This is a genomic window from Leifsonia sp. 22587 (assembly GCF_052044215.1).
GTDB classification, from domain to species: domain Bacteria; phylum Actinomycetota; class Actinomycetes; order Actinomycetales; family Microbacteriaceae; genus Leifsonia; species Leifsonia shinshuensis_C.
This window is the reverse complement of record NZ_JBQENB010000001.1, coordinates 700,833-722,077: the sequence shown is the minus strand read 5'-3', so window position 1 is coordinate 722,077 and position 21,245 is coordinate 700,833. Positions and strand designations below refer to the sequence as shown.

Here is a 21,245-nt window from a genome sequence, read left to right as displayed (position 1 = left end):
ATGGCTCACAGGTAAGAGTCAGCTGACGCGCAGATAATGTTGGCCATGAACGCAGGACCCCGCATTCTCATCGTCGACGACGAGCCCAACATCCGCGACCTCCTCACCACCAGCCTCCGTTTCGCCGGGTTCGCCGTACGGGCGGTCGGCAACGGGGCCCAGGCGATCTCCGCGGTCCTCGAAGAGGAGCCCGACCTGATCATCCTCGACGTCATGCTGCCGGACATGAACGGCTTCGGCGTCACCAAGCGCCTCCGCGGCGCCGGCTACACCGCGCCCATCCTGTTCCTCACCGCCAAGGACGACACCGAGGACAAGATCACCGGCCTTACCGTCGGCGGCGACGACTACGTCACCAAGCCGTTCAGCCTCGACGAGATCGTCGCCCGCATCAAGGCCATCCTGCGTCGCACGATGCAGGCCGACGAGGATGCGGTCATCCGCGCCGGCGAGCTGACGATGGACCAGGACACGCACGAGGTCTTCGTCGGCGACACCCCGATCGAGCTCAGCCCGACCGAGTTCAAGCTGCTGCGCTACCTGATGCTCAACCCCAACCGCGTGCTGTCGAAGGCGCAGATCCTCGACCACGTGTGGGAGTACGACTTCAACGGCGACGCCGGAATCGTCGAGTCCTACATCTCCTACCTCCGCCGCAAGGTGGATGCGCACTCCAGCGAGCCGCTCATCCAGACCAAGCGCGGTTTCGGGTACATGCTGAAGGCCGCCAAGGCCTGAGATGCTTCTGCCGGTGTGCGGGCGGGAGCACCGCCCGCACACATGCCCGGCACAGCATCCCCTGCATAGACTGACGGCCTGATGCACTCACGCCTGCTCGACCGCTGGAACGCGATCTCACTCCGCACGAAGATCACGGGCGTGACCGTGCTCATGCTGACATTGGGGCTGCTCGTCACCGGCATCGGCACGATGTCGATGCTCAAGCCGGTGCTGCTGGACCAGCTGGATGCGCAGCTCTCCGCGGCCTCAGGAGCGTCGTACCTGAACACCTACCTGTTCAAGACGTCGTCGGGCGCCGACCAGATCGCGACGGACGCGAGCCCGTCGGACTACTTCGCCGCGCTCTACGACTCGGACGGCCACCTCGTCGCGCACAACTGGGACAACATCCCCTACGCGCACCGGCCGGCCATCCCCAGCAGCCTGACCGTCGCGGAGGCCAAGAACATGGCTCCCGGAGGGTTCAACCTCCCGAGCAACGACGGCCGGACCACGTACCGGGCGCTGGCCACCACGCAGACCTTCGAGGGAAGCGGCGAGCTGGCGACCGCGATCGTGGCGACGACGACCTCCCAGATCGACACCGTGATGGCGAGCTTCCTCGCGATCTTCCTCGGCTTCGGCGTGATCGTCATCGTCGTCGGCGCGGGACTCACCCGGATGCTCGTCACCACGACGTTCTCGCCCCTGCGCGAAGTGGAGCAGACGGCGGCGGCGATCGCGGACGGCGACTTCAGCCAGCGCCTCGGCGGCGCGACGCCCAACACCGAGGTCGGTCGCCTGAACCGCTCCCTCAACACCATGCTGAACCGGATCGACCGGGCCTTCACCGACCGTGCCCGCACGATCGAGCAGATGCGGCGGTTCGTCGGCGACGCGTCGCACGAGCTGCGCACACCGCTCGTGTCGGTGCGCGGCTACGCCGAGCTGTACCGGATGGGCGCGCTGCAGACGCCCGAGGACGTCGCCCAGGCGATGGACCGCATCGAGAAGGAGGCGATCCGCATGGGCATCCTCGTGGAGGACCTCCTGGAGCTCGCCCGCCTCGACGAGACGAAGCCGCTCGACCTGCACCGCGTCGACCTGGTGAAGATCGCACAGGACGCGGCGATGGATGCGATGGCCGGCTCCCCGGGCCGTGTCGTGACCGTGCTCGTCCCCGAGCCGGCCGCGCCGGAGGAAGAGGACCTGGACGAGCCCGGCGTCGACACGGTGCCGATGACGTTCGCGGACGCCAGCGGCCGGCCGTCGAACGCCACCGGCCCGATCTCCTTCGCCGGATCGGCGCTCGCGCGCCTGCGCCGCGGGCGCGGCCGCCGCGGCACCGCGACGGAGCCGCTGCCGATCACGACCAGCGAGCGTGTCGTGCTGACGCGCCCCGCGCCGTCGGAGCCCGCGATCGTCATGGCGGAGGAGAACAAGCTCCGCCAGGTCGTCACGAACCTGATGGGCAACGCCCTCCGCTACACGCCGGAGGGAAGCCCGATCGAGATCGCCGTGCGCGTCGACCACCGCACCGAGCGCGCCACGCTCGAGGTGCGCGACCACGGCGAGGGCATCCCGCCGCAGATCCGCGAGAAGATCTTCCAGCGCTTCTGGCGCGCCGACACCTCCCGCGCCCGCGAGACGGGCGGCAGCGGCCTCGGGCTGGCGATCGTCTCGTCGATCGTGGCCGCCCACAACGGCACGGTCGACGTGGTCGACACGGAGGGCGGCGGCGCGACCTTCCGCGTCTCGCTGCCGCTGGCGGCGTCCGCCGCGGCGCCGGGCGCGGTCGCGCCGTAACCTGCGGCCCCGGGCGCTCGCGCCTCGCGGGCCGCCGCCGCGTCCGCTCGTGCCGCGAGATGCGACATGTAGTCACGACTCGCGCGCGATTACGACGACAACTCACGACTCGTCGCCAGATGTCGGCTCCGCCTCCCCGCGAGTTGCGACATGTAGTCACGACTCGCGCGCGATTGCGACAACAACTCACGACTCGCGGCCCGGCGCTCGGAACTCGCGCGACCGCCGTCGCGAATACGACCGCGACTCACGGCTCGGCGCCGGGCGGGACGGAGCCCCGAGACGCGGAAGAGGGCGCCTCCCCGAAGGGGAGACGCCCTCTGTCAGTCGGTCGGACTGGACTCAGAAGTCCATGCCGGCGCCCGGGTCGCCGACCGGCGCCGGGTTCTTCTCCGGCTTGTCGGCGACGACGGCCTCGGTGGTGAGGAACAGGCCCGCGATGGACGCGGCGTTCTGCAGCGCCGAGCGGGTGACCTTCACCGGGTCGTTGATGCCCGAGGCGAGCATGTCGACGTACTCGCCGGTGGCGGCGTTGAGGCCGTGGCCCACCGGGAGGTTGCGGACCTTCTCGACGACGACGCCGGCCTCGAGGCCCGCGTTGATCGCGATCTGCTTCAGCGGAGCCTCGATGGCGACCTTGACGATGTTCGCACCGGTCGCCTCGTCACCGGTCAGCTCGAGCTTCTCGAAGGCGGTCTTGCCGGCCTGGATGAGGGCGACGCCACCACCGGCGACGATGCCCTCCTCGACGGCGGCCTTCGCGTTGCGCACGGCGTCCTCGATGCGGTGCTTGCGCTCCTTCAGCTCGACCTCGGTGGCCGCACCCGCCTTGATGACGGCGACGCCGCCGGCGAGCTTGGCGAGGCGCTCCTGCAGCTTCTCGCGGTCGTAGTCCGAGTCGGTCGACTCGATCTCGTTGCGGATCTGCTGCACGCGGCCGGCGATGGCCTCGGGGTCGCCCGCGCCCTCGACGATCGTGGTCTCGTCCTTGGTGATGACGACCTTGCGGGCCTGGCCGAGCAGGTCGAGGGTGACGTTCTCGAGCTTGAGACCGACCTCCTCGGAGATGACCTGGCCGCCGGTCAGGATCGCGATGTCCTGCAGCATGGCCTTGCGGCGGTCGCCGAAGCCCGGAGCCTTGACGGCGACGGACTTGAAGATGCCGCGGATCTTGTTGACGATCAGCGTCGCCAGGGCCTCGCCGTCGACGTCCTCAGCGATGATGAGGAGCGGCTTGTTGGCCTGGATGACCTTGTCGACGATCGGCAGAAGGTCCTTGATGTTGCTGATCTTCTGGTTCGCGATGAGGATGTACGGGTCCTCGAACACCGCCTCCTGGCGGTCCTGGTCGGTCACGAAGTACTGCGACAGGAAGCCCTTGTCGAAGCGCATGCCCTCGGTGAGCTCGAGCTCGGTGCCGAAGGTGTTCGACTCCTCGACGGTGACGACGCCCTCCTTGCCGACCTTGTCGATCGCCTCGGCGATGATCTCGCCGATGGTGGTGTCGCCGGCGGAGATGGACGCGGTGGCCGCGATCTCCTCCTTGGTCTCGACCTCCTTGGCGGAGGCGATGAGCTCCTCGGTCACAGCCGCGACGGCCTTCTCGATGCCACGCTTCAGCGTGATGGGGTCGGCGCCGGCCGCGACGTTGCGCAGGCCCTCCTTGACCAGGGCCTGAGCGAGCACGGTCGCGGTGGTGGTTCCGTCACCCGCGACGTCGTCGGTCTTCTTCGCGACCTCCTTGACGAGCTCCGCACCGATCTTCTCGTACGGGTCGTCGAGCTCGATCTCCTTCGCGATGGAGACGCCGTCGTTCGTGATGGTCGGGGCGCCCCACTTCTTCTCGAGGACGACGTTGCGACCACGCGGGCCCAGGGTCACCTTGACCGTGTCGGCCAGGGTGTTCAGGCCGCGCTCGAGGCCGCGGCGCGCGTCCTCGTCGAAAGCAATGATCTTTGCCATGTGTTTCTCGTCCCTCCCGGACGTCTGCGAAAGATTCCGTGTTTTAGCACTCAGACAGATGGAGTGCTAAACAGATTCTGGCACTCGTGGCGGTGGAGTGCAAGCGAGAGGAACAGCGAAGCGCCGCCCCTCGCGGGACGGCGCTCCTGTTGCTGCTGGATCGGTGTCAGGCCAGTCGGACCGATTCGGCCTGCGGGCCCTTTTGCCCGGAGCCGACCTCGAATACGACCTGCTGGCCCTCTTCGAGAACCTTGTATCCCGCCATGTCAATTGCGGAGTAATGAACGAAAACGTCCTGTCCCCCACCTTCGACGGTGATGAAGCCGTAGCCCTTCTCAGCGTTGAACCACTTCACGGTCCCGTTCGCCATGCATTACTCCCATTGCTGTGTCGCTCGCGCGGTCCATCGCCGCACGTTGAGTGCGATCCTAATGCGTGCAATACGGGGCGGCGCCAGCGATTTCGTGAATCCGTATCGAAATGCCGCCAAAGTTAAACACGTGCGTAACAAAGAGGAGCGGAGGGCCCCCGGGGCCGCTCAGCCGGCGTAGTTCGCGCCCACCACGACGGTGATGTCGGCGCCGGTGTCGGAGAACGCGGTGCTCTGCTGGATGGTCGCGCCCGGCAGCGACTGCGCGACGCCGAGGGCGGCTGCCTGGTTGGCCGGGTCGCCGTAATACACGATGGTCTCCGCGAGGTCGGTCTTGTCGGCGTTCGCGAGGGCGCCGACCTTCCAGCCCGCCTTGGTGAGCACGTCGCCGACCGTGCCGGCCAGTCCTTCGCGGCTGGTGCCGTTGAGCACGTTGACGGTCAGCGCGGGGTTCACCGTCGGGACGATGGTCGGCGTCGGCGTCGCGGTCGGCGTCGGCGTCGTGGATGCGGTGCGCGAGGCGGACGTTCCGGCGCCGTGGAACGAGATGCTGCCGTTGACGAGCGACAGGCCGAAGATGCCGGCGCCGACAAGCAGGACGGTGGCCAGCGCGGCCCACCCGACGGCGATCCACGCGCGGCCGCGGGGACGGGGCGCCCGGTGCGCGCCGACGCGCGTCAAATCGTCCGGGATCTCGTCGAACCGGTCGCGGGGGAACTTCTCTGCCATCGGGGAGTGTGGTCCTTGGGGGTCAGTCGCCGGACGGGAGGGTCCGTGCGTGTCGTGCGGCCAGCCTCGCCTCGCGGAGCCGCAGCAGCCTCTTGACGAGCATGGGGTCGTGGCGCAGCGCCGCCGGACGGTCGATCAGCGCACCGAGCAACTGATAGTACCGAGCCGCCGAGAGACCGAACTCCTCGCGGATGGCCTGCTCCTTGGCTCCGGCGTGCCGCCACCATTGGCGTTCGAACGCGAGGATCGCGGCATCCCGATCGCTCAGCTGTTCCGTGTCCGAGGGCTCGCGGTCGTCGGCGGGCCGTCCGTCGGCTGACCGGGCCACGCGCACCGCCTTCCCTCGTCACGGATGCCGGGCCCCACCGGCGTGCCGGTCGCGCCCCGCGCTCGCACGTCATCCTAGGGCGCTGGTCCTGTGGTTTTCCCGTTCCCGCTCGGCACGTCGCGGTTCGCGCGCGCGGTCGGCGGATCGGGAACAGCCGGTTCAGGAAGGCCGTTTACCCTGGTGACGACGAAAGGGAGTGGCATGGCACACGACGGCACGAGGCAGGACGGCTACCAGGTCGCGAAGAGCGAGGACGAGTGGCGGCGCGAGCTGACCCCGGAGCAGTACGCGGTGCTGCGCGAGGCCGGGACCGAGCGTCCGTGGACGGGCGAGCTGCTCGACGAGAGCCGCGCGGGCCTCTACACCTGTGCGGCATGCGGCGCCGAGCTCTTCGCCGCGGGAACCAAGTTCGACTCGGGCTGCGGCTGGCCGAGCTTCTACGAGTCGGTGCGCCCGGAGGCGGTCGAGCTGATCGAGGACACCAGCCTCGGGATGGTGCGCACCGAGGTGCGCTGCGCCAACTGCGGATCGCACCTGGGACACGTCTTCCCGGACGGTTTCGGGACGCCGACCGGCGACCGCTACTGCATGAACTCGATCTCGCTGAACTTCACCCCGGAAGCCTGATGAGCGGAAGTCCGACGGCCGCGGCCGGCGGCGCCCCCGAGACCGGCGGCGCGGATCTGCCCCGGCGGGTGGCCGCCCGGCGCTCCTACTCGCGGGTGACCCTCGACGCGCCGACGCACGAGGAGCTGCTGCCGCTGGTCGCGGCCGCGGGACGGGTCGCGGATCACAGCGCGCTACATCCGTGGCGCATCATCGAGCTGCGCGGCGAGGCCCGGCAGCGCCTCGGCGACGCGTTCGTGCGGGATGCGAAGGCCACCGGTCACGAGGCGGAGAAGCTGGCCGCGAAGCCGTTGCGCTCCTCTCTTCTGCTCGCCATCGTGGCGGTGCGGACGAAGAGCGAGAAGGTGCCCGGCTGGGAGCAGGACGCGGTCGCCTCGGGCGTCGCGCACATCCTGAGCCTGCTGCTGCACGACGCCGGCTGGGGCGTGATGTGGCGCACCGGCCACCACACCCGGTCGAAGGCGGTGCACCGGATGCACGGGCTCGCCAAGAACGAGCGGCTGCTGGGCTGGCTGTACGTGGGCGGCATCCCCGCGGACAGCAAGGAGGGGCACCGCACGTCGCTCGACCCGTCGCGGTTCCTGTCCGTGCTCGACTGAGCGGGCGGGCATCCCGAGAGGTCAGGCGGGAGTGCGCCGCCAGCCCCAGCGGATGCTGGCGATGGCGACCGCGACGATCGCGAGCAGCGTGCCGCCCACGGTCGAGAACGCGAGCACGTGTCCGGCGGTCGGGAGCAGCAGGTCGAGCAGGAGCGCGGCCACCAGCTGGCCGGCGACGGTCGCGAGCCCCAGCAGCAGCACGCCGGTCTGGCGCACGAGCAGCGCCGTCACGCCGATGAAGACGCAGCCGATCGCGCCGCCGACGTAGAGCCACGGCTCGGTCGGCACCTGCTTCGGCAGGCCGACCATCGCCCAGTGCCCGAGCATCAGGACGAGCAGCACGGTCGTCCCGACGGCGAAGTTGATGAAGGTGGCGCTGAGGGCGCTGTTCGCGACCTGACGCACCTGGCCGTTGACGGCCTGCTGCCAGCCGGTGCCGAGACCGGCGATGAACGGCAGGATCATCAGCCAGACCGGCGCGCTGCCGCCGAACTGCGCGGAGACCGCCCAGGTCACCGCTCCCAGCGCGAGGACGGCGCCGACCAGGCGCGCGGCGGTGAGCGGGCGTCGGCCGCCAGGGCCGATCCCGACGCGGTCGAGCACCAGGCCGCTGATGGTCTGACCGGCGACCACCGCGACGGTGAACAGCGCGACGCCGAGAGCGGCGGCCGCGAGGCCCTGCGAGAGCACCAGGAACGATCCCGCCGCACCGCCGCACACGTACCACCAGCGGATGCGGTGGGTGCGCAGCGCGTCCCGCACCCGGGCGAGGCCGCGACGGCCCGCAGGGGCGATCGCCAGTCCGACCGTGAGGATGACGAGGCCGGAGCCGAACGAGATGGCGGCGGCCGTGAACCCGTCGCCGAGACGGCTGCCGAGCTCGCCGTTGATCCGCGACTGCACGGCCACGAGACCGCCGCACAGCACCGCGAAGACGAGCGCGAGCCACAGCGGGAGGGAGCGAGGGGTCACTCCCCCTACCCTAAGCCCGCGGCTGGATGCGGCTCCGGGGCCGCCATCCCCGGGGTGCGCTCAGGGAGCGGGCGCGCCGCCGTCGGTCGGCTCGGGGTCGGGCAGCCAGTCGATGTTCTCCTCGGGCGCGACCTCCTTCTCCTCGCTGAGGTCGCGGTCGTCGTTCTTCTTGTCGCTCATGCCGTCACCTTACGCCGGGCCGCTCGCCGGTCCAGGCGTGTCGGCGAGCGCGCCGAGGGGCGACTCGATCGCATCCGCCACCTCCCGCAGGAACCCGGCCGCGACGCCGCCGTCGGTCACCCGGTGGTCGAAGACGAGCGACAGCTGCAGGATGCGGCGCGGCACGATCGCGCCGTCGACCACCCACGGCCGTTCGATCGCGCGGCCGAGGCCGAGGATCGCGACCTCCGGGTGGTTGATGATCGCGGCGCTGCCGTCGACGCCGAGGCTGCCGTAGTTGTTGATCGTGAACGTCGACCCGGTCAGGTCGGCGGGCGGCAGCGAGCCGTCGCGCGCGGCGCGGGCGAGGCGGTCCAGTTCGGCGTCGAGTTCGCGCACCGAGAGGCGGTCGGCGTGGCGGACGACCGGGACCAGGAGACCGCGGTCCGTGTTCGCGGCGAAGCCGAGGTTGACGCCGTCGAAGGTGACGAGGCCCTGGCCGTCCGGCGTGACCCGTCCGCCGAGCTCGGGATGCCGCGCGAGCGCGGACAGGGCGAAGCGGGCCACGAAGGAGAGGAACGAGGGCGCACGGCCGTCGCGCACGAGCCGGCGGCGGCCCTCCCACAGCTCGGTCGCATCCACGTCGACCCAGACGGTCGCCTCGGGGATCTCGGAGCGGCTGCGCGACATCGTCTCGGCGACGGTGCGGCGGAGGCGGGAGAACGGGGTCGTGGCGCGGAGGGTGAGGCCGGTGCGGGGGTCGGTGGGGGCGGCCGTGCCGGTCCTCTGCTCGTCCACCGCGGCGACGGTCGGGTGGGTCCCCACGGTCTCGGGCGCCGTCGCGAAGGCGGCCTCCACATCCCGGCGCGTGACCACCCCGTCGGGACGGCTCGGACGCAGCGTGGCCAGGTCGATCCCGTGGCTGCGGGCCAGCGCCCGTACGACGGGCGAGACGACGGGCACGATGCCCGCCGGTCGGGACGGGACGCCGGTCGATGCGGCCGGACGGGACGCGGCACCGGTCGCTGCGGCCGGACGGGACGCGACGCCAACGCCGGTCGCCGCGGCCGGACGCTCGGCGGTGACGGTCCCGGCGCGCGCGACGCGGTTGCGGCGGCCGCTGTGCGCGGTCGTACCGTAGCCGACGAGCACCTGGCCAGATCCACCCGCTGCGCGCTCCTGCGCCGCGGGTTCCTGCGGCGCGGCCGCCTCCTCGACCTCGATCAGCGGAGCGCCGACCAGGATCGTCTCCCCCTCATCCCCGTGCAGCGCCGCGACCGTCCCGGCGTAGGGCGACGGCACCTCCACGACGGACTTGGCGGTCTCCACCTCCGCGATCGGCTGGTCGGTCGTGACGGTGTCGCCGACCGCGACGAGCCAGCGCACGAGTTCTGCGTCGGTCAGGCCCTCCCCCAGGTCCGGGAGGGTGAACACCCGGGCGGTCACGCGTCCTCCCACTGAAGCGCATCCACCGCATCCAGTACGCGGTCCACGTCGGGCAGGTAGAACTTCTCGAGCTTCGGGGGCGCGAACGGGGTGTCGAAGCCGGTCACCCGCCGGACCGGCGCGAGCAGGTGGTGGAAGCAGCGCTCCGAGACGCGCGCGGCGACCTCGGCGGCGACGCCCGCGAAGCCGGGGGCTTCCGCGATGACGACGGCGCGGCCGGTCGCGCGGACCGCGGCGCACACGGTCTCGTCGTCGAACGGCGACAGGGAACGCAGGTCGATCACGCCGAGCTCGCGTCCCTCCTCGGCCGCCGCCTCCGCCGCGGCGAGCGCCACGGGAACCGACGGGCCGTACGCGATCAGGGTGGCGTCGCCGCCCTCCCGGGCGACGCGGGCGCGGCCCAGCTCGGGGAGCGGCGCGGCCGCATCCACCTCGCCGGTGGTCCAGTACAGCTTCTTCGGCTCCAGGAACACGACCGGGTCGGGATGCGCGATCGCGGCCCGCAGCATCCCGTAGGCGTCCTGCGGTGTCGCGGGCGACACCACGGTCAGGCCCGGGGTGTGCACGTAGTAGGCCTCGGAGGAGTCGGAGTGGTGCTCGACGCCGCCGATCCCTCCGGCGTACGGGATGCGGATGACCATCGGCAGCCGGACGGCGCCGCGGGTGCGGTTGCCCATCTTGGCGACGTGGTCGACGGTCTGCTCGAACGCGGGATACGCGAACGCGTCGAACTGCATCTCGACGACCGGGCGCATCCCGTTCATGGCCATGCCGACCGCCGTGCCGACGATGCCGGACTCGGCGAGCGGGGTGTCGAAGCAGCGGCTCTCGCCGAAGCGGGCGGTGAGGCCGTCGGTGATGCGGAAGACGCCGCCGAGGGTGCCGACGTCCTCGCCGAAGACGAGGACGGACGGGTCGGCGGCGAGCGCGTCGGCCAGGGCGCGGTTGAGGGCCTGGGCCATCGTCATGGTGACGGGGGCGGCGGCGCGGGCGTCCGGCTGGGCGTCGGCGGCGGTGGATGCGGCGCGCTCGGCGGGGGCGTCGTGCATGACCGTCATCGGGCGACCTCCGCGGTGTCGGGGGTGGGTGCGGTGGATTCGGTGGATGCGCCGGCGGCGAGTTCGGCGGCCAGCTGCTCCGCCTGCTCCCGCAGGTGCGGGGTGGGGGTGGCGTAGACGTGGGCGAAGAGGTCCTCGGGGTGCGGCTCCGCATCCGTCATGATCGCCGCGCGCAGGTCGGCGGCGACCCGTTCGGCGTGCGCGTGCGCCTCCGCGTCGTCGCCCTCGCCGAGCGCGCCCTCCGCGGTCAGCCAGGTGCGCAGCCGCAGCAGCGGGTCGCGGGCGAGCCACGGCTCCACCTCGTCGGCGGTGCGGTACCGCGTGGCGTCGTCCGCGTTGGTGTGCGACTTGATGCGGTACGTGAGCGCCTCGACGAGGGTCGGGCCGCCGCCGTCGCGCGCCTCCGCGACCGCCTCGCCGAGCACCGCGAGCAGGGCGGCGAGGTCGTTCCCGTCGACCAGGCGGCCGCGCATCCCGTAGCCGACGCCCTTGTGGGCGATGCTCGGGGCGGCGGTCTGCCGGCTGAGCGGCACCGAGATCGCGTAGCCGTTGTTCTGCACGAGGAAGACGACCGGCAGGTGGAACACCGCGGCGAAGTTGAGCGCCTCGTGGAAGTCGCCCTCGCTGGTGGCGCCGTCGCCGCACATCGCCAGCACGACCGTGTCCTCGCCGCGCAGCCGGGCCGCGTGCGCGAAGCCGACCGCGTGCAGCAGCTGGGTGGCGAGAGGCGTGGACTGCGGCGCGACGTGGTGCACGGTCGGGTCGTACCCGGAGTGCCAGTCGCCGCGCAGCAGCACGAACGCTTCGAACGGATCGACGCCGCGGGCGATCACCGCGACGGTGTCGCGGTAGGTCGGGAACAGCCAGTCCCGCTCATCCAGCACCATGGCGGCGGCGACCTCGCAGGCCTCCTGCCCGTGCGACGACGGGTACACCGCGAGACGGCCCTGGCGCACCAGCGCGTCGGCCTGGTCGTTGAGGCGGCGGGCGAGCACGAGCCGGCGGTAGCCGTCCAGCGTCGTGTCGGTGGACGGGATCCGGTGGCGGTCGTCCGGGTGGGACGCGCCATCCTGGTCGATGAGCCGCAGCGGGGTGTCGCCGGGCAGCAGATCGTCCGCGTGCATCTGTTCTCCTTCGAAAGACGTCGCTCACTCTCATGGTGACTTCGCCGGACGTCGAACGCTATGGGTCGCCCGGAGTCGAGACGAACGGATGCGCGCGGGCGCCACGAGTGACAGACTGTCCAGCACCATGGACGACATCGACGTACGCATCCTGGACGCTCTGCGCGCCGACGGCCGCGCCTCCATCACGGCCGTCGCCGAGACGGCCCACGTCTCGCGCGCCAACGCCTACGCGCGGGTGTCGCGACTGGTCGCCGACGGGGTGATCACGGGGTTCACCGCGAAGGTCGACCCCCGCCGGTCGGGGCGTGCTTCGTCGGCGTACGTGACGCTGCGGGTGGAGCAGGCCGACTGGCACGACCTGCGCGAACGGCTGCAGCGCATCCCCGAGGTGGAGCACTTCGCGCTCGTGGGCGGCGACTTCGACGTGATCCTGCTGGTGCGGGCGCGCGACAACGAAGACCTGCGGCGGGTGGTGCTGGAGGAGCTGACGAGCATCCCGTCCGTGCGCGACACGAAGACGTCGCTGGTGTTCGAGGACCACGACCTGCGGTGAGGGCCCACGCGAGGTGGGGCTCCGCACGATCGTAGGTGTGAAACGTTCAAATCTCCGACGGAAGGCGTTGTGGATGGAGATTCGGGCCGAATCCGCCCGGATCTCCGACGATCGTGCGCGGATCTCCGACAATCGGACGCGGATCTCCGACGATCGGACGCGGATCTCCGACATGCGACCACCCGACGCCGCGCGCCACCCGCCGGGTTGCCCGGGGGCGGCGATTCTGCGACGATGCAATTGCTGAACGCTCGTTCGGTAATTCGGGTTCGAGGGAGAGCGCGATGGCGGAGGCCTACCTCGTCGGCGGCGTGCGCACGCCGGTCGGCCGCTACGGCGGTGCCCTGGCGGGCGTCCGTCCCGACGACCTCGCCGCGCTCGTCGTCGCCGAGGCGGTGCGCCGCGCCGCGACCCCTGCGGAGGCCCTCGACGAGGTGATCCTCGGCGCCGCGAATCAGGCCGGCGAGGACAACCGCAACGTCGCCCGGATGGCCGTCCTGCTGTCGGGGCTGCCCGACGAGGTCCCGGCGATGACCGTCAACCGGCTGTGCGCCTCCGGGCTCTCCGCCGTCATCCAGGCTGCGCAGGCCATCCGCGCCGGGGATGCCGACCTCGTCGTCGCCGGCGGCGTCGAGTCGATGACCCGGGCGCCCTGGGTGCAGGCGAAGCCGGAGCGCCCGTGGGCGAAGCCCGGTCCGCAGTTCGACACGTCGATCGGCTGGCGCTTCGCCAACCCGCGGCTGCTCGCCCGCGACAAGGCCACTTTCACGATGCCCGAGACGGCCGAGGAGGTCGCCCGCCTCGACGGCATCACCCGCGAAGACGCCGACGCCTTCGCCCTGCAGAGCCACCGCCGGGCGGCCGCGGCTGCCGACGCCGGACGATTCGACGACGAACTGCTGCCGGTCGAGACGCCCGCCGGCGCGGTCACCGCCGACGAGGGCATCCGCCGCGACACCGACCTGGATGCGTTGGCACGGCTGAAGCCCGTCGTCGCCGGCGGCAGCGTGGTCACCGCGGGAAACGCCTCCCCGCTCAACGACGGAGCGTCCGCCATCCTCGTGGCGAGCGCCACCGCCGTCGAGCGCTACGGCCTCCGTCCGCGCGCCCGGGTCGTCGCCGCGGCGAGCGCCGGGGTCGCCCCCGAGGTGATGGGCCTCGGCCCGGTCCCCGCGACGCAGAAGGCCCTCGCGCGCGCCGGCCTCGACGTGTCCGACCTGGGCGCCGTCGAGCTCAACGAGGCGTTCGCCAGCCAGGCGCTCGCGTGCATCCACCGCCTCGGCCTCGACCCGGCGACCGTGAACGCCGACGGCGGCGCCATCGCGCTCGGCCACGCGCTGGGCTCGAGCGGCACACGCATCCTGGTCACCCTGCTCGGCCGGATGGAGCGGGAGGGCGCCCGACGCGGGCTCGCGACCATGTGCGTCGGCGTCGGCCAGGGCACCTCGCTGATCGTGGAGGCGGTATGACCGACAGCCTGCGCGTCGAGGAGCAGGGCGACCGGATGGTCGTCACCCTCGACCGGCCCGAGCGCCGCAACGCGATCGACCAGGCGATGGTGGATGCGCTGCACGCGGTGTGCGAGCGGCTGGAGCGCGAGCCGCGCATCCTGATCCTCACCGGGTCGGACGGCGTCTTCGCGTCCGGCGCCGACATCGCCGAGCTGCGCGAGCGGACCGCCGCCGACGCCGCGAACGGCATCAACGACACGATCTTCTCGCGCATCGCGGCCCTCCCGATGCCCGTGATCGCCGCCCTCGACGGGTTCGCGCTGGGCGGCGGCGCCGAGCTCGCCTACGCGGCCGACCTGCGGGTCGGCACCCCGCGGCTGCGGATCGGCAACCCGGAGACCGGGCTCGGGATCATCGCCGCAGCCGGCGCGCTGTGGCGGCTGCCCCAGCTGGTGGGACTGCCGCTCGCCACCGAGCTGGTGCTGACCGGGCGCATCCTCACCGGAGAGGAGGCGCTGGCCGCCGGGCTCGTCAGCGACCTGCTCGAGCCGGGCGAGCTGCTCACCGGCGCGCACGCCCTCGCCGACCGCATCGCCGCGAACGACCCGCTGGCGACGCGGCTCACCAAGCAGGTGCTGCGCGAGCCGGCGGAGCGCCATCCCGCCGCCGAGCGCGAGGCGCAGGCCGTGCTGTTCGAGTCGCCGGAGAAGCGGCGGAGGATGACCGAGTTCCTGGAACGGAGGAGCAGGCGATGAGCGCGACGGGACTGCCGGAGCGGGTCGCCGTGATCGGCGGCGGACGGATGGGATCGGGGATCGCGCACGCGTTCCTCATGGCGGGCGCCGAGGTGGCCGTGGTCGAGCAGAACGCGACGGCCGCGTCCGAGGCGCGGGACCGCATCCTGGCCGCCGTGGAGGGCAGCGTCCGCCGGGGAGCCGCGGCTCCCGACCCGGACCGGCTGGTCGTGACGGTCACGTGGGAGGCGCTCGGCGCCGCGGGGCTCGCGATCGAGGCCGTGCCCGAGCTGGTCGGCCTCAAGCGCGAGGCACTCCGCCGCGCCGAGGACCTGCTGCCGGTGGATGCGGTGCTCGCCACGAACACGTCGTCGCTGTCGATCGACGTGCTCGCCGAGGGGCTATCCCGTCCCGGCGCCTTCCTCGGCCTGCACTTCTTCAACCCGGTGCCCGCGTCCGCGCTCGTCGAGGTCGTGCTCGCCACGGCGACCGCCCCGTCCGCCGCCGACGCGGCCACCGGATGGGTGCGCGCGCTCGGCAAGACCGCGATCACCGTCCGCGACTCCCCCGGCTTCGCCTCCTCGCGTCTCGGCGTGCTGCTCGGGCTGGAGGCGATCCGCATGGTCGAGGAGGGCGTCGCCACCCCCGACGACATCGACACCGCGATGGAGCTCGGCTACAAGCATCCCGTCGGCCCGCTGCGGCTCACCGATCTGGTGGGGCTGGATGTGCGGCTCGACATCGCCGAGTACCTCGCGCGCGAGCTCGGGCCGCGCTACGAGCCTCCCGAGCTGCTGCGCAAGATGGTCGCCGAGGGGATGCTCGGCCGCAAGAGCGGTCAGGGGTTCTTCTTCTGGGACGAGGACGGGACCGCGGTCCCTACCGCCCGGGAGCGTCGACGATGAGGTTGGTGATGCGCGCCGTGCAGAGGCGGTTGCCCTCCTCGTCGGTGATGACGATCTCGTGCGACGCGATGGTGCGGCCCAGCCGGATGGCGGTCGCGACCCCGGTCACCACGCCCGAGCGCGCGGCCCGGTGGTGCGTCGCGTTGATGTCGACGCCGACCGCACTTCGGCCAGGACCGGCGTGGATGACCGCGGCCCACGAGCCGAGCGCCTCCGCGAAGGCGACCGATGCGCCCCCGTGCAGCAGCCCGAACGACTGGCGGTTGCCCTCGACCGGCATGGTCGCGACGACCCGCTCGGCGGACTGCTCCAGGATGCGCACCCCCATCTTCACGTCGAGCTCACCCAGTTCGATCGTCCAGTCGCCGTCGGCCATGCCGTCAGCATACGCATCCACTCGAGGAGGCCTCTCATGACCGTGCCCAGCTACATCCGTGACGGATGGTGGACGCCCGACGACGCCCCAGCCGGCGTCCTCGGTACGGGATCGGGCGACGAGGCGCCCCGGCCCGCAGAGGTGCTGGACGCCTCCACCGGCGAGCCGATCGCGCAGATCAGCACGGCCGGGCTCGACCTCGCGGGCGCGCTGGAGCATGCCCGGACGGTCGGGCAGCGGTCGCTCGGCGAGCTGACGTTCCACCAGCGCGCTCTCATCCTGAAGCAGCTGGCGCAGGCGCTGACCGAGCGCAAGGACGAGCTGTACGCGCTGTCGGCGCAGTCCGGCGCGACGCGCGCGGACGCGTGGATCGACGTGGACGGCGGGATCGGTGCGCTGTTCACCTACGGCTCCAAGGGGCGCCGCGAACTGCCGAACGCGCAAGTCGTGCTCGACGGACCGGCGGAGCAGCTGTCGAAGGACGGCAGCTTCCTCGGCCGGCACGTCTACACCCGGCTGCCGGGCGTCGCGGTGCAGATCAACGCGTTCAACTTCCCGGTGTGGGGGATGCTCGAGAAGCTCGGGCCGTCCTTCCTCGCCGGGATGCCGACCCTGGTGAAGCCGGCGACGCCGACCGCGTTCGTCGCCGAGGCCGCGGTGCGGATCATGGTGGAGTCGGGACTGCTTCCGGCGGGATCGCTGCAGCTGGTGAGCGGCGGGGTGCCCGACCTCTTCGAGCACCTGCGGCTCGGCGATCTGGTGGCCTTCACCGGATCCGCGTCGACCGCGGAGCGGCTGCGCGCCCACGACTCGGTGCAGACCGGCGGGGTGCGGTTCACCAGCGAGACCGACTCGATCAACGCGTCGGTGCTGGGCCCGGATGCGGTCACCGGCACGCCGGAGTTCGACGCCTACATCAAGGGGCTCGTCGTCGAGCTGACCGCCAAGTCGGGTCAGAAGTGCACGGCCATCCGCCGCGCGATCGTGCCCGCGCCGCTGCAGGACGACGTGATCGCCGCGGTGCGGGAGCGCATCGCGTCCCGCGTCGTCCTCGGCGATCCGCGGGCGGAGGGCGTGACGATGGGGCCGCTCGCCTCCCGCACCCAGCGCGAGGAGGTGCTGCGCCAGGTGGCGCGGCTGGTGGCCGCGGGCGGCGAGCTCGTGCTCGGCGGGCTCGACCAGCCGAGCGTCCGGCACGCGGACGGCACGACCGGCGTGGCGCCGGAGGGCGCGTTCGTCGCGCCGGTGCTGCTCCGCTTCGCGGACGCCTGGACGCCCGAGGCGCACACGGTGGAGGCGTTCGGGCCGGTGGCGAGCATCCTCCCCTACTCGACCGCGGAGGAGGCGGTGGCCCTCGTCGCGCGCGGCGGCGGGTCGCTCGTGACCAGCGTCGCGACGCACGACCCCGACTTCGCGCGGACCTTCGTGCTCGGCTCCGGCGCCTACAACGGCCGCATCCTGGTGCTCGACCGGGACGACGCCCGCACGTCCACCGGGCACGGCTCGCCGATGCCGCACCTGGTGCACGGCGGACCGGGCCGGGCGGGCGGCGGCGAGGAGCTGGGCGGCATCCGCGCGGTGCTGCACCACATGCAGCGGACCGCGCTGCAGGGGTCGCCCGACCTGCTGACCGCGATCACCGGCGTGTGGCATCCGGGGGCGGCGGTGTCGTCGGATGCGCAGCATCCCTTCCGCAAGTCGCTCGCGACCCTGCGGATCGGCGACCAGGTGCAGGCAGGGCCCCGGCAGGTGACGCTCGACGACATCGAGGACTTCGCGACGTCGACCGGCGACACCTTCTACGCGCACATGGACGAGGAGGCCGCGGCGGCGAACCCGTTCTTCCCGGGACGGGTCGCGCACGGCTACCTGCTCGTCTCGTGGGCGGCCGGGATGTTCGTCGACCCGGCGCCCGGGCCCGTGCTCGCCAACTACGGCCTCGAGGATCTGCGGTTCCTGACGCCCGTCGTCCCCGGCGACAGCATCCGCGTCGCCCTGACGGCGAAGCAGATCACGCCGCGCGAGACCGACGACTACGGCGAGGTGCGCTGGGATGCGCGCATCCTGAACCAGCGCGACGAGCTCGTCGCCACCTACGACGTCCTCACCCTCGTCGCGAAGTAGCCCGCCCCCTCCGTCGAGTACACGAAAAGTGCACGCTCGCCCGGCGTGTCGCGTGCACTTTTCGTGTACTCGACGGGGGCGGCGACGGGACTCAGCGCAGGGCGAGGGCGAGGATGGTGGCGGCGAGGTCGTCGGGGGTGAGGGGACCCGTCGGGGTGTACCACTCGGTGAGGGAGTTGATCATGCCGAAGAGGAGGCGCGCGACGACGGCCGGGTCGGCGTCGGTGCGCAGCGAGCCCTCGGCCCGTGCCTCGGCGACGAGCTCGGCCACCGCGTGGTCGAAGGCGCGCCGGCGGGCGAGCGCGGCGCGCTCCACCTCGGTGTTGCCGCGCACCCGCAGCAGCAGCGTGACGTAGGGCAGCCGGTCGGCGAGCACGCGGACGGCCCCGCGCAGCACGAAAGCCAGGCGGTCGGCGGCCGGGCCCGCCGCGGCCTCGGGCGCGCGCAGCACGCCTTCGAGTCCGTCGAGCGCTTCGTCAAGGGCTAGTCGCAGCAGCTCGTCCTTGGAGGCGACGTGGTGGTAGATGGCCGACTTCGACAGCCCGAGCCGGTCGGCGAGCATCCCGATCGAGGTGGCGTCGTACCCGTGCTCGTTGAACGCGGCGACGGCGACCTCGAGGATGCCGCGCTGGTCGTACCCGGGGCGCCCGCGCCGCAGGGTCTCGGAGTCCGCCGTCTCGGTCACCCGCTCAGTCTGGCATGTCGCCCGGCCGCGGGGATATACTGACCGAACGATCAGTAAGTAAACCGATCCGTGCGCAAAGGGGCGTCGATGGAGACCACCACCACAGAGCGAGCCGACGCCGAGCAGGGCGCCGAGCAGGCCGCCTTCGACCAGCTCATCGCCTCCGACTCCCGCGTGGAGCCGCGCGACTGGATGCCCGACGACTACCGCCGCACCCTCATCCGCCAGATGTCGCAGCACGCCCACTCCGAGATCATCGGGATGCAGCCGGAGGCCAACTGGATCACGCGCGCTCCGAGCCTGAAGCGCAAGGCCATCCTCATAGCGAAGGTGCAGGACGAGGCGGGCCACGGCCTCTACCTCTACTCCGCGACCGAGACGCTCGGCGTCACGCGCGACGAGCTCACCGAGCAGCTGATCTCGGGTCGCGCCAAGTACTCGTCGATCTTCAACTACCCCACGCTCAGCTGGGCCGACATCGGAGCGATCGGCTGGCTCGTCGACGGCGCCGCCATCTGCAACCAGGTGCCGCTGTGCCGCTGCTCGTACGCGCCGTACGGCCGTGCGATGGTGCGCATCTGCAAGGAGGAGTCGTTCCACCAGCGGCAGGGCTTCGAGATCCTGCTGTCGCTCATGCGCGGCACCCCGGAGCAGCAGCGCATGGCTCAGGATGCGGTGGACCGCTGGTACTGGCCGTCGCTGATGATGTTCGGGCCACCGGACGGCGACTCCCCCAACTCGGCGCGCTCGATGGCCTGGAAGATCAAGCGCTTCTCGAACGACGAGCTGCGGCAGCGGTTCGTCGCGATGCTCGTCCCGCAGGCGGAGGCGCTGGGCGTCACCCTGCCCGACCCCGACCTCCGCTGGAACGAGGAGCGCCAGGCCTACGACCTCGGACCGATCGACTGGACCGAGCTGCAGGAGGTCATCGCCGGCCGCGGCGTCTGCAACGCGCAGCGGCTGCAGCGCCGCCGCGAGGCGCACGAGGACGGCCGCTGGGTGCGGGAGGCCGCCGCAGCGTACGCCCGGAAGCAGCAAGCACAGCAGCCGCGCGCGACGCACGAGAGCGCGGAGGCCGTCGCGTGACCGCCGAGCCGTGGCCCCTCTGGGAGGTCTTCGTCCGCGCCTCCCGCGGCCTCAGCCACGTGCACGTCGGGTCGCTACACGCGCCGGATGAGGAGCTCGCCGTCCGGAACGCCCGCGACCTGTACACGCGCCGCGGCGAGGGCGTCTCGATCTGGGTGGTCCGCTCGGACGCGATCACCGCGAGCGACCCGGACGCCAAGGACGCCTTCTTCTCCTCCCCCGAGGGCAAGAACTTCCGCCACGCCACCTACTACACCGCCGCCGAAGGGGTGAAGCACCTGTGACGGATGCACGCATCGAGCCCGGCCACGCAGGCACCGACCACGCCGAGCACGACCACGCCGAGCCCGGCCACATCGAACTCAGCGCCGTGACCCTCTCCGAGGAGTTCGTCAGCTCCGACGTCCCGCCCTCCCCCGAGGTCGCCGAGTACGCCCTCTGGCTGGGCGACGACGCGCTCGTCCTGGCGCAGCGCCTCGGCGGCTGGATCACCCGCGCCCCGGAGCTGGAGGAGGATGTCGCGCTCGCCAACATCGCGCTCGACCTGCTCGGCCATGCCCGCTCGCTGCTCCGCTACGCGGGCGCCGCGTCCGGTCGCACCGAGGACGACCTGGCGTACTGGCGCGAGGAGGGCGAGTTCCGCTCCGCCCACCTGTTAGAGCAGCCGAACGGCGACTTCGCGCACACGATCGTGCGCCAGTTCGCCGCCGCGCACTACCTGTACGCCCTGTACGACCGGCTCCGCGCATCCACCGACCCGGTGCTGGCGGGCGTCGCCGCGAAGGCGGTCAAGGAGGTCGACTACCACCGCGACCACGCCGACCAGTGGATGCTGCGCCTGGCTCTCGGCACGGAGAAGTCGCGCCGCCGCACGCTGCGCGCGATGGAGGACGTCTGGCCGTACGTCGACGAGCTGTTCTCCGACGCGTCGGCTCTGGATGCGGACCTGTTCGACGCGCTGGAGGGCGTCGCGGTGCGCCCGTCGTCGCTGCGCGCGGCCTTCGACGCGGACGTCGCTCCCGTCCTCGCCGAGGCCGAGCTCACCCCGCCGGACGCGTTCCACGCCGCCGGCGGCGGACGCCGCGGCCGGCACTCCGAGCACCTCGCCCCGCTCCTGGCTGAGCTGCAGGTGCTCGCCCGTCAGCACCCGGGGGCATCGTGGTGACGCATCACGCGGACGCCGCGCGGGCGTGGTCGGCGGCGGCCTCCGTGGTCGACCCGGAGGTCCCCGTGCTGAGCATCGACGACCTGGGGGTGCTGCGCGAGGTGACCGTCACCGACGACGGGGTCGAAGTCGTCATCACGCCCACCTACTCCGGCTGCCCGGCGATGGATGCGATCCGCGAGGATGTGGTGCGCGCCCTGTCGTCCGCCGGCTTCGGCGACGTCCGGGTGCGGCTCGAGCTCTCGCCGGCGTGGACCACCGAC

The 21,245-nt window shown here is 72.0% G+C and carries 23 protein-coding genes; 13 read left to right on the top strand and 10 right to left on the bottom strand.

The features are described 5' to 3' along the window. Nucleotides 1–45: 45 nt before the first annotated feature. Both ACTJI1_RS03610 and ACTJI1_RS03605 read left to right on the top strand, forming a co-directional pair. A complete protein-coding gene (locus tag ACTJI1_RS03610) occupies nt 46–738 on the top strand; it encodes a response regulator transcription factor (protein WP_018191755.1) in 693 nt (230 codons plus the stop codon). An 81-nt stretch (nt 739–819) separates the two neighbouring features. After that, nucleotides 820–2,526, top strand: a complete 1,707-nt coding sequence (locus tag ACTJI1_RS03605) for an ATP-binding protein (protein ID WP_440741567.1) — start codon at nt 820–822, stop codon at nt 2,524–2,526. A gap of 342 nt (nt 2,527–2,868) precedes the next feature. Here ACTJI1_RS03605 and groL read toward each other — a convergent pair whose 3' ends face one another. The 4 genes from groL to ACTJI1_RS03585 form a co-directional block, all read right to left on the bottom strand. Further along, nucleotides 2,869–4,488, bottom strand: a complete 1,620-nt coding sequence (gene groL, locus ACTJI1_RS03600) for a chaperonin GroEL (protein WP_175338331.1) — start codon at nt 4,486–4,488, stop codon at nt 2,869–2,871. A 166-nt stretch (nt 4,489–4,654) separates the two neighbouring features. Next, a complete protein-coding gene (locus ACTJI1_RS03595; RefSeq protein ID WP_115695343.1) occupies nt 4,655–4,858 on the bottom strand; it encodes a cold-shock protein in 204 nt (67 codons plus the stop codon). 168 nt (nt 4,859–5,026) lie between these two features. Then, nucleotides 5,027–5,587: a LytR C-terminal domain-containing protein gene (locus tag ACTJI1_RS03590; RefSeq protein WP_440741566.1), complete on the bottom strand. Its 561-nt coding sequence runs from the start codon at nt 5,585–5,587 to the stop codon at nt 5,027–5,029. Nucleotides 5,588–5,609: 22 nt separating this feature from the next. Next, on the bottom strand, nt 5,610–5,921 hold the full coding sequence (locus tag ACTJI1_RS03585; protein ID WP_396427078.1) for a DUF3263 domain-containing protein: 312 nt from the start codon (nt 5,919–5,921) through the stop codon (nt 5,610–5,612). Nucleotides 5,922–6,116: 195 nt separating this feature from the next. Between ACTJI1_RS03585 and msrB the strand changes: the two genes are divergently transcribed. Beyond that, nucleotides 6,117–6,542, top strand: coding sequence for a peptide-methionine (R)-S-oxide reductase MsrB (gene msrB / locus ACTJI1_RS03580; protein WP_440741565.1), 426 nt, complete (start codon nt 6,117–6,119; stop codon nt 6,540–6,542). After that, the gene (locus ACTJI1_RS03575; RefSeq protein ID WP_440741564.1) at nt 6,542–7,141 is read left to right on the top strand and encodes a nitroreductase family protein; all 600 of its coding nucleotides are present in this window, start codon (nt 6,542–6,544) and stop codon (nt 7,139–7,141) included. Before msrB ends, ACTJI1_RS03575 begins: the two co-directional genes overlap by 1 nt. A gap of 21 nt (nt 7,142–7,162) precedes the next feature. Here the strand turns inward: ACTJI1_RS03575 and ACTJI1_RS03570 are convergent, their stop codons facing one another. The 4 genes from ACTJI1_RS03570 to pdhA form a co-directional block, all read right to left on the bottom strand. Next, a complete protein-coding gene (locus ACTJI1_RS03570) occupies nt 7,163–8,113 on the bottom strand; it encodes a DMT family transporter (RefSeq protein WP_440741563.1) in 951 nt (316 codons plus the stop codon). A 189-nt stretch (nt 8,114–8,302) separates the two neighbouring features. Then, nucleotides 8,303–9,718, bottom strand: coding sequence for a dihydrolipoamide acetyltransferase family protein (locus ACTJI1_RS03565; RefSeq protein WP_440741562.1), 1,416 nt, complete (start codon nt 9,716–9,718; stop codon nt 8,303–8,305). Then, on the bottom strand, nt 9,715–10,776 hold the full coding sequence (locus tag ACTJI1_RS03560; RefSeq protein WP_440741561.1) for an alpha-ketoacid dehydrogenase subunit beta: 1,062 nt from the start codon (nt 10,774–10,776) through the stop codon (nt 9,715–9,717). Before ACTJI1_RS03560 ends, ACTJI1_RS03565 begins: the two co-directional genes overlap by 4 nt. Beyond that, nucleotides 10,773–11,900 carry a pyruvate dehydrogenase (acetyl-transferring) E1 component subunit alpha gene (gene pdhA, locus ACTJI1_RS03555; protein WP_440741560.1) on the bottom strand — a complete coding sequence of 376 codons (1,128 nt, stop codon included), beginning with the start codon at nt 11,898–11,900 and terminating at the stop codon, nt 10,773–10,775. The genes ACTJI1_RS03560 and pdhA overlap by 4 nt, the downstream gene beginning before the upstream one ends. 127 nt (nt 11,901–12,027) lie before the next feature. On the opposite strand from pdhA, the gene ACTJI1_RS03550 reads away from it, so the two are divergent. The 4 genes from ACTJI1_RS03550 (at nt 12,028) to ACTJI1_RS03535 (ending at nt 15,546) form a co-directional block, all read left to right on the top strand. Beyond that, the gene (locus tag ACTJI1_RS03550) at nt 12,028–12,456 is read left to right on the top strand and encodes an Lrp/AsnC family transcriptional regulator (RefSeq protein ID WP_310130622.1); all 429 of its coding nucleotides are present in this window, start codon (nt 12,028–12,030) and stop codon (nt 12,454–12,456) included. A 284-nt stretch (nt 12,457–12,740) separates the two neighbouring features. After that, nucleotides 12,741–13,925, top strand: coding sequence for a thiolase family protein (locus ACTJI1_RS03545; RefSeq protein WP_440741559.1), 1,185 nt, complete (start codon nt 12,741–12,743; stop codon nt 13,923–13,925). Further along, entirely contained in the window at nt 13,922–14,662 is a 741-nt protein-coding gene (locus tag ACTJI1_RS03540) for an enoyl-CoA hydratase/isomerase family protein (protein ID WP_440741558.1), read from the top strand. Before ACTJI1_RS03545 ends, ACTJI1_RS03540 begins: the two co-directional genes overlap by 4 nt. Continuing rightward, on the top strand, nt 14,659–15,546 hold the full coding sequence (locus tag ACTJI1_RS03535; protein ID WP_440741557.1) for a 3-hydroxyacyl-CoA dehydrogenase family protein: 888 nt from the start codon (nt 14,659–14,661) through the stop codon (nt 15,544–15,546). Before ACTJI1_RS03540 ends, ACTJI1_RS03535 begins: the two co-directional genes overlap by 4 nt. Here the strand turns inward: ACTJI1_RS03535 and ACTJI1_RS03530 are convergent. Next, entirely contained in the window at nt 15,521–15,922 is a 402-nt protein-coding gene (locus ACTJI1_RS03530) for a PaaI family thioesterase (protein WP_310130630.1), read from the bottom strand. The genes ACTJI1_RS03535 and ACTJI1_RS03530 overlap by 26 nt on opposite strands. A 36-nt stretch (nt 15,923–15,958) precedes the next feature. On the opposite strand from ACTJI1_RS03530, the gene paaZ reads away from it, so the two are divergent. Then, the gene (gene paaZ, locus ACTJI1_RS03525; RefSeq protein ID WP_440741556.1) at nt 15,959–18,046 is read left to right on the top strand and encodes a phenylacetic acid degradation bifunctional protein PaaZ; all 2,088 of its coding nucleotides are present in this window, start codon (nt 15,959–15,961) and stop codon (nt 18,044–18,046) included. A gap of 91 nt (nt 18,047–18,137) precedes the next feature. Here paaZ and ACTJI1_RS03520 read toward each other — a convergent pair whose 3' ends face one another. After that, nucleotides 18,138–18,731, bottom strand: coding sequence for a TetR/AcrR family transcriptional regulator (locus ACTJI1_RS03520; protein ID WP_440741555.1), 594 nt, complete (start codon nt 18,729–18,731; stop codon nt 18,138–18,140). 87 nt (nt 18,732–18,818) lie between these two features. On the opposite strand from ACTJI1_RS03520, the gene paaA reads away from it, so the two are divergent. The 4 genes from paaA to ACTJI1_RS03500 form a co-directional block, all read left to right on the top strand. Then, nucleotides 18,819–19,817: a 1,2-phenylacetyl-CoA epoxidase subunit PaaA gene (gene paaA, locus ACTJI1_RS03515; RefSeq protein ID WP_440741554.1), complete on the top strand. Its 999-nt coding sequence runs from the start codon at nt 18,819–18,821 to the stop codon at nt 19,815–19,817. Further along, nucleotides 19,814–20,101: a 1,2-phenylacetyl-CoA epoxidase subunit PaaB gene (paaB, locus tag ACTJI1_RS03510; RefSeq protein ID WP_310130637.1), complete on the top strand. Its 288-nt coding sequence runs from the start codon at nt 19,814–19,816 to the stop codon at nt 20,099–20,101. Before paaA ends, paaB begins: the two co-directional genes overlap by 4 nt. Then, nucleotides 20,098–20,982: a 1,2-phenylacetyl-CoA epoxidase subunit PaaC gene (gene paaC, locus ACTJI1_RS03505; protein WP_440741553.1), complete on the top strand. Its 885-nt coding sequence runs from the start codon at nt 20,098–20,100 to the stop codon at nt 20,980–20,982. Before paaB ends, paaC begins: the two co-directional genes overlap by 4 nt. Continuing rightward, on the top strand, nt 20,976–21,245 hold a 270-nt coding region (locus tag ACTJI1_RS03500), incomplete at its 3' end, for an iron-sulfur cluster assembly protein (RefSeq protein WP_440741552.1). The genes paaC and ACTJI1_RS03500, both read left to right, overlap by 7 nt.

Bases quoted from the DNA above. Each gene is read 5' to 3' on its own strand.
- ACTJI1_RS03610 (WP_018191755.1), top strand. From the start codon at position 46: ATGAACGCAGGACCCCGCATTCTCATCGTCGACGACGAGCCCAACATC.
- ACTJI1_RS03605 (WP_440741567.1), top strand. From the start codon at position 820: ATGCACTCACGCCTGCTCGACCGCTGGAACGCGATCTCACTCCGCACG.
- groL (WP_175338331.1), bottom strand. From the start codon at position 4,488: ATGGCAAAGATCATTGCTTTCGACGAGGACGCGCGCCGCGGCCTCGAG.
- ACTJI1_RS03595 (WP_115695343.1), bottom strand. From the start codon at position 4,858: ATGGCGAACGGGACCGTGAAGTGGTTCAACGCTGAGAAGGGCTACGGC.
- ACTJI1_RS03590 (WP_440741566.1), bottom strand. From the start codon at position 5,587: ATGGCAGAGAAGTTCCCCCGCGACCGGTTCGACGAGATCCCGGACGAT.
- msrB (WP_440741565.1), top strand. From the start codon at position 6,117: ATGGCACACGACGGCACGAGGCAGGACGGCTACCAGGTCGCGAAGAGC.
- ACTJI1_RS03575 (WP_440741564.1), top strand. From the start codon at position 6,542: ATGAGCGGAAGTCCGACGGCCGCGGCCGGCGGCGCCCCCGAGACCGGC.
- ACTJI1_RS03560 (WP_440741561.1), bottom strand. From the start codon at position 10,776: ATGACGGTCATGCACGACGCCCCCGCCGAGCGCGCCGCATCCACCGCC.
- pdhA (WP_440741560.1), bottom strand. From the start codon at position 11,900: ATGCACGCGGACGATCTGCTGCCCGGCGACACCCCGCTGCGGCTCATC.
- ACTJI1_RS03550 (WP_310130622.1), top strand. From the start codon at position 12,028: ATGGACGACATCGACGTACGCATCCTGGACGCTCTGCGCGCCGACGGC.
- ACTJI1_RS03545 (WP_440741559.1), top strand. From the start codon at position 12,741: ATGGCGGAGGCCTACCTCGTCGGCGGCGTGCGCACGCCGGTCGGCCGC.
- ACTJI1_RS03540 (WP_440741558.1), top strand. From the start codon at position 13,922: ATGACCGACAGCCTGCGCGTCGAGGAGCAGGGCGACCGGATGGTCGTC.
- ACTJI1_RS03535 (WP_440741557.1), top strand. From the start codon at position 14,659: ATGAGCGCGACGGGACTGCCGGAGCGGGTCGCCGTGATCGGCGGCGGA.
- ACTJI1_RS03530 (WP_310130630.1), bottom strand. From the start codon at position 15,922: ATGGCCGACGGCGACTGGACGATCGAACTGGGTGAGCTCGACGTGAAG.
- paaZ (WP_440741556.1), top strand. From the start codon at position 15,959: ATGACCGTGCCCAGCTACATCCGTGACGGATGGTGGACGCCCGACGAC.
- paaA (WP_440741554.1), top strand. From the start codon at position 18,819: ATGGAGACCACCACCACAGAGCGAGCCGACGCCGAGCAGGGCGCCGAG.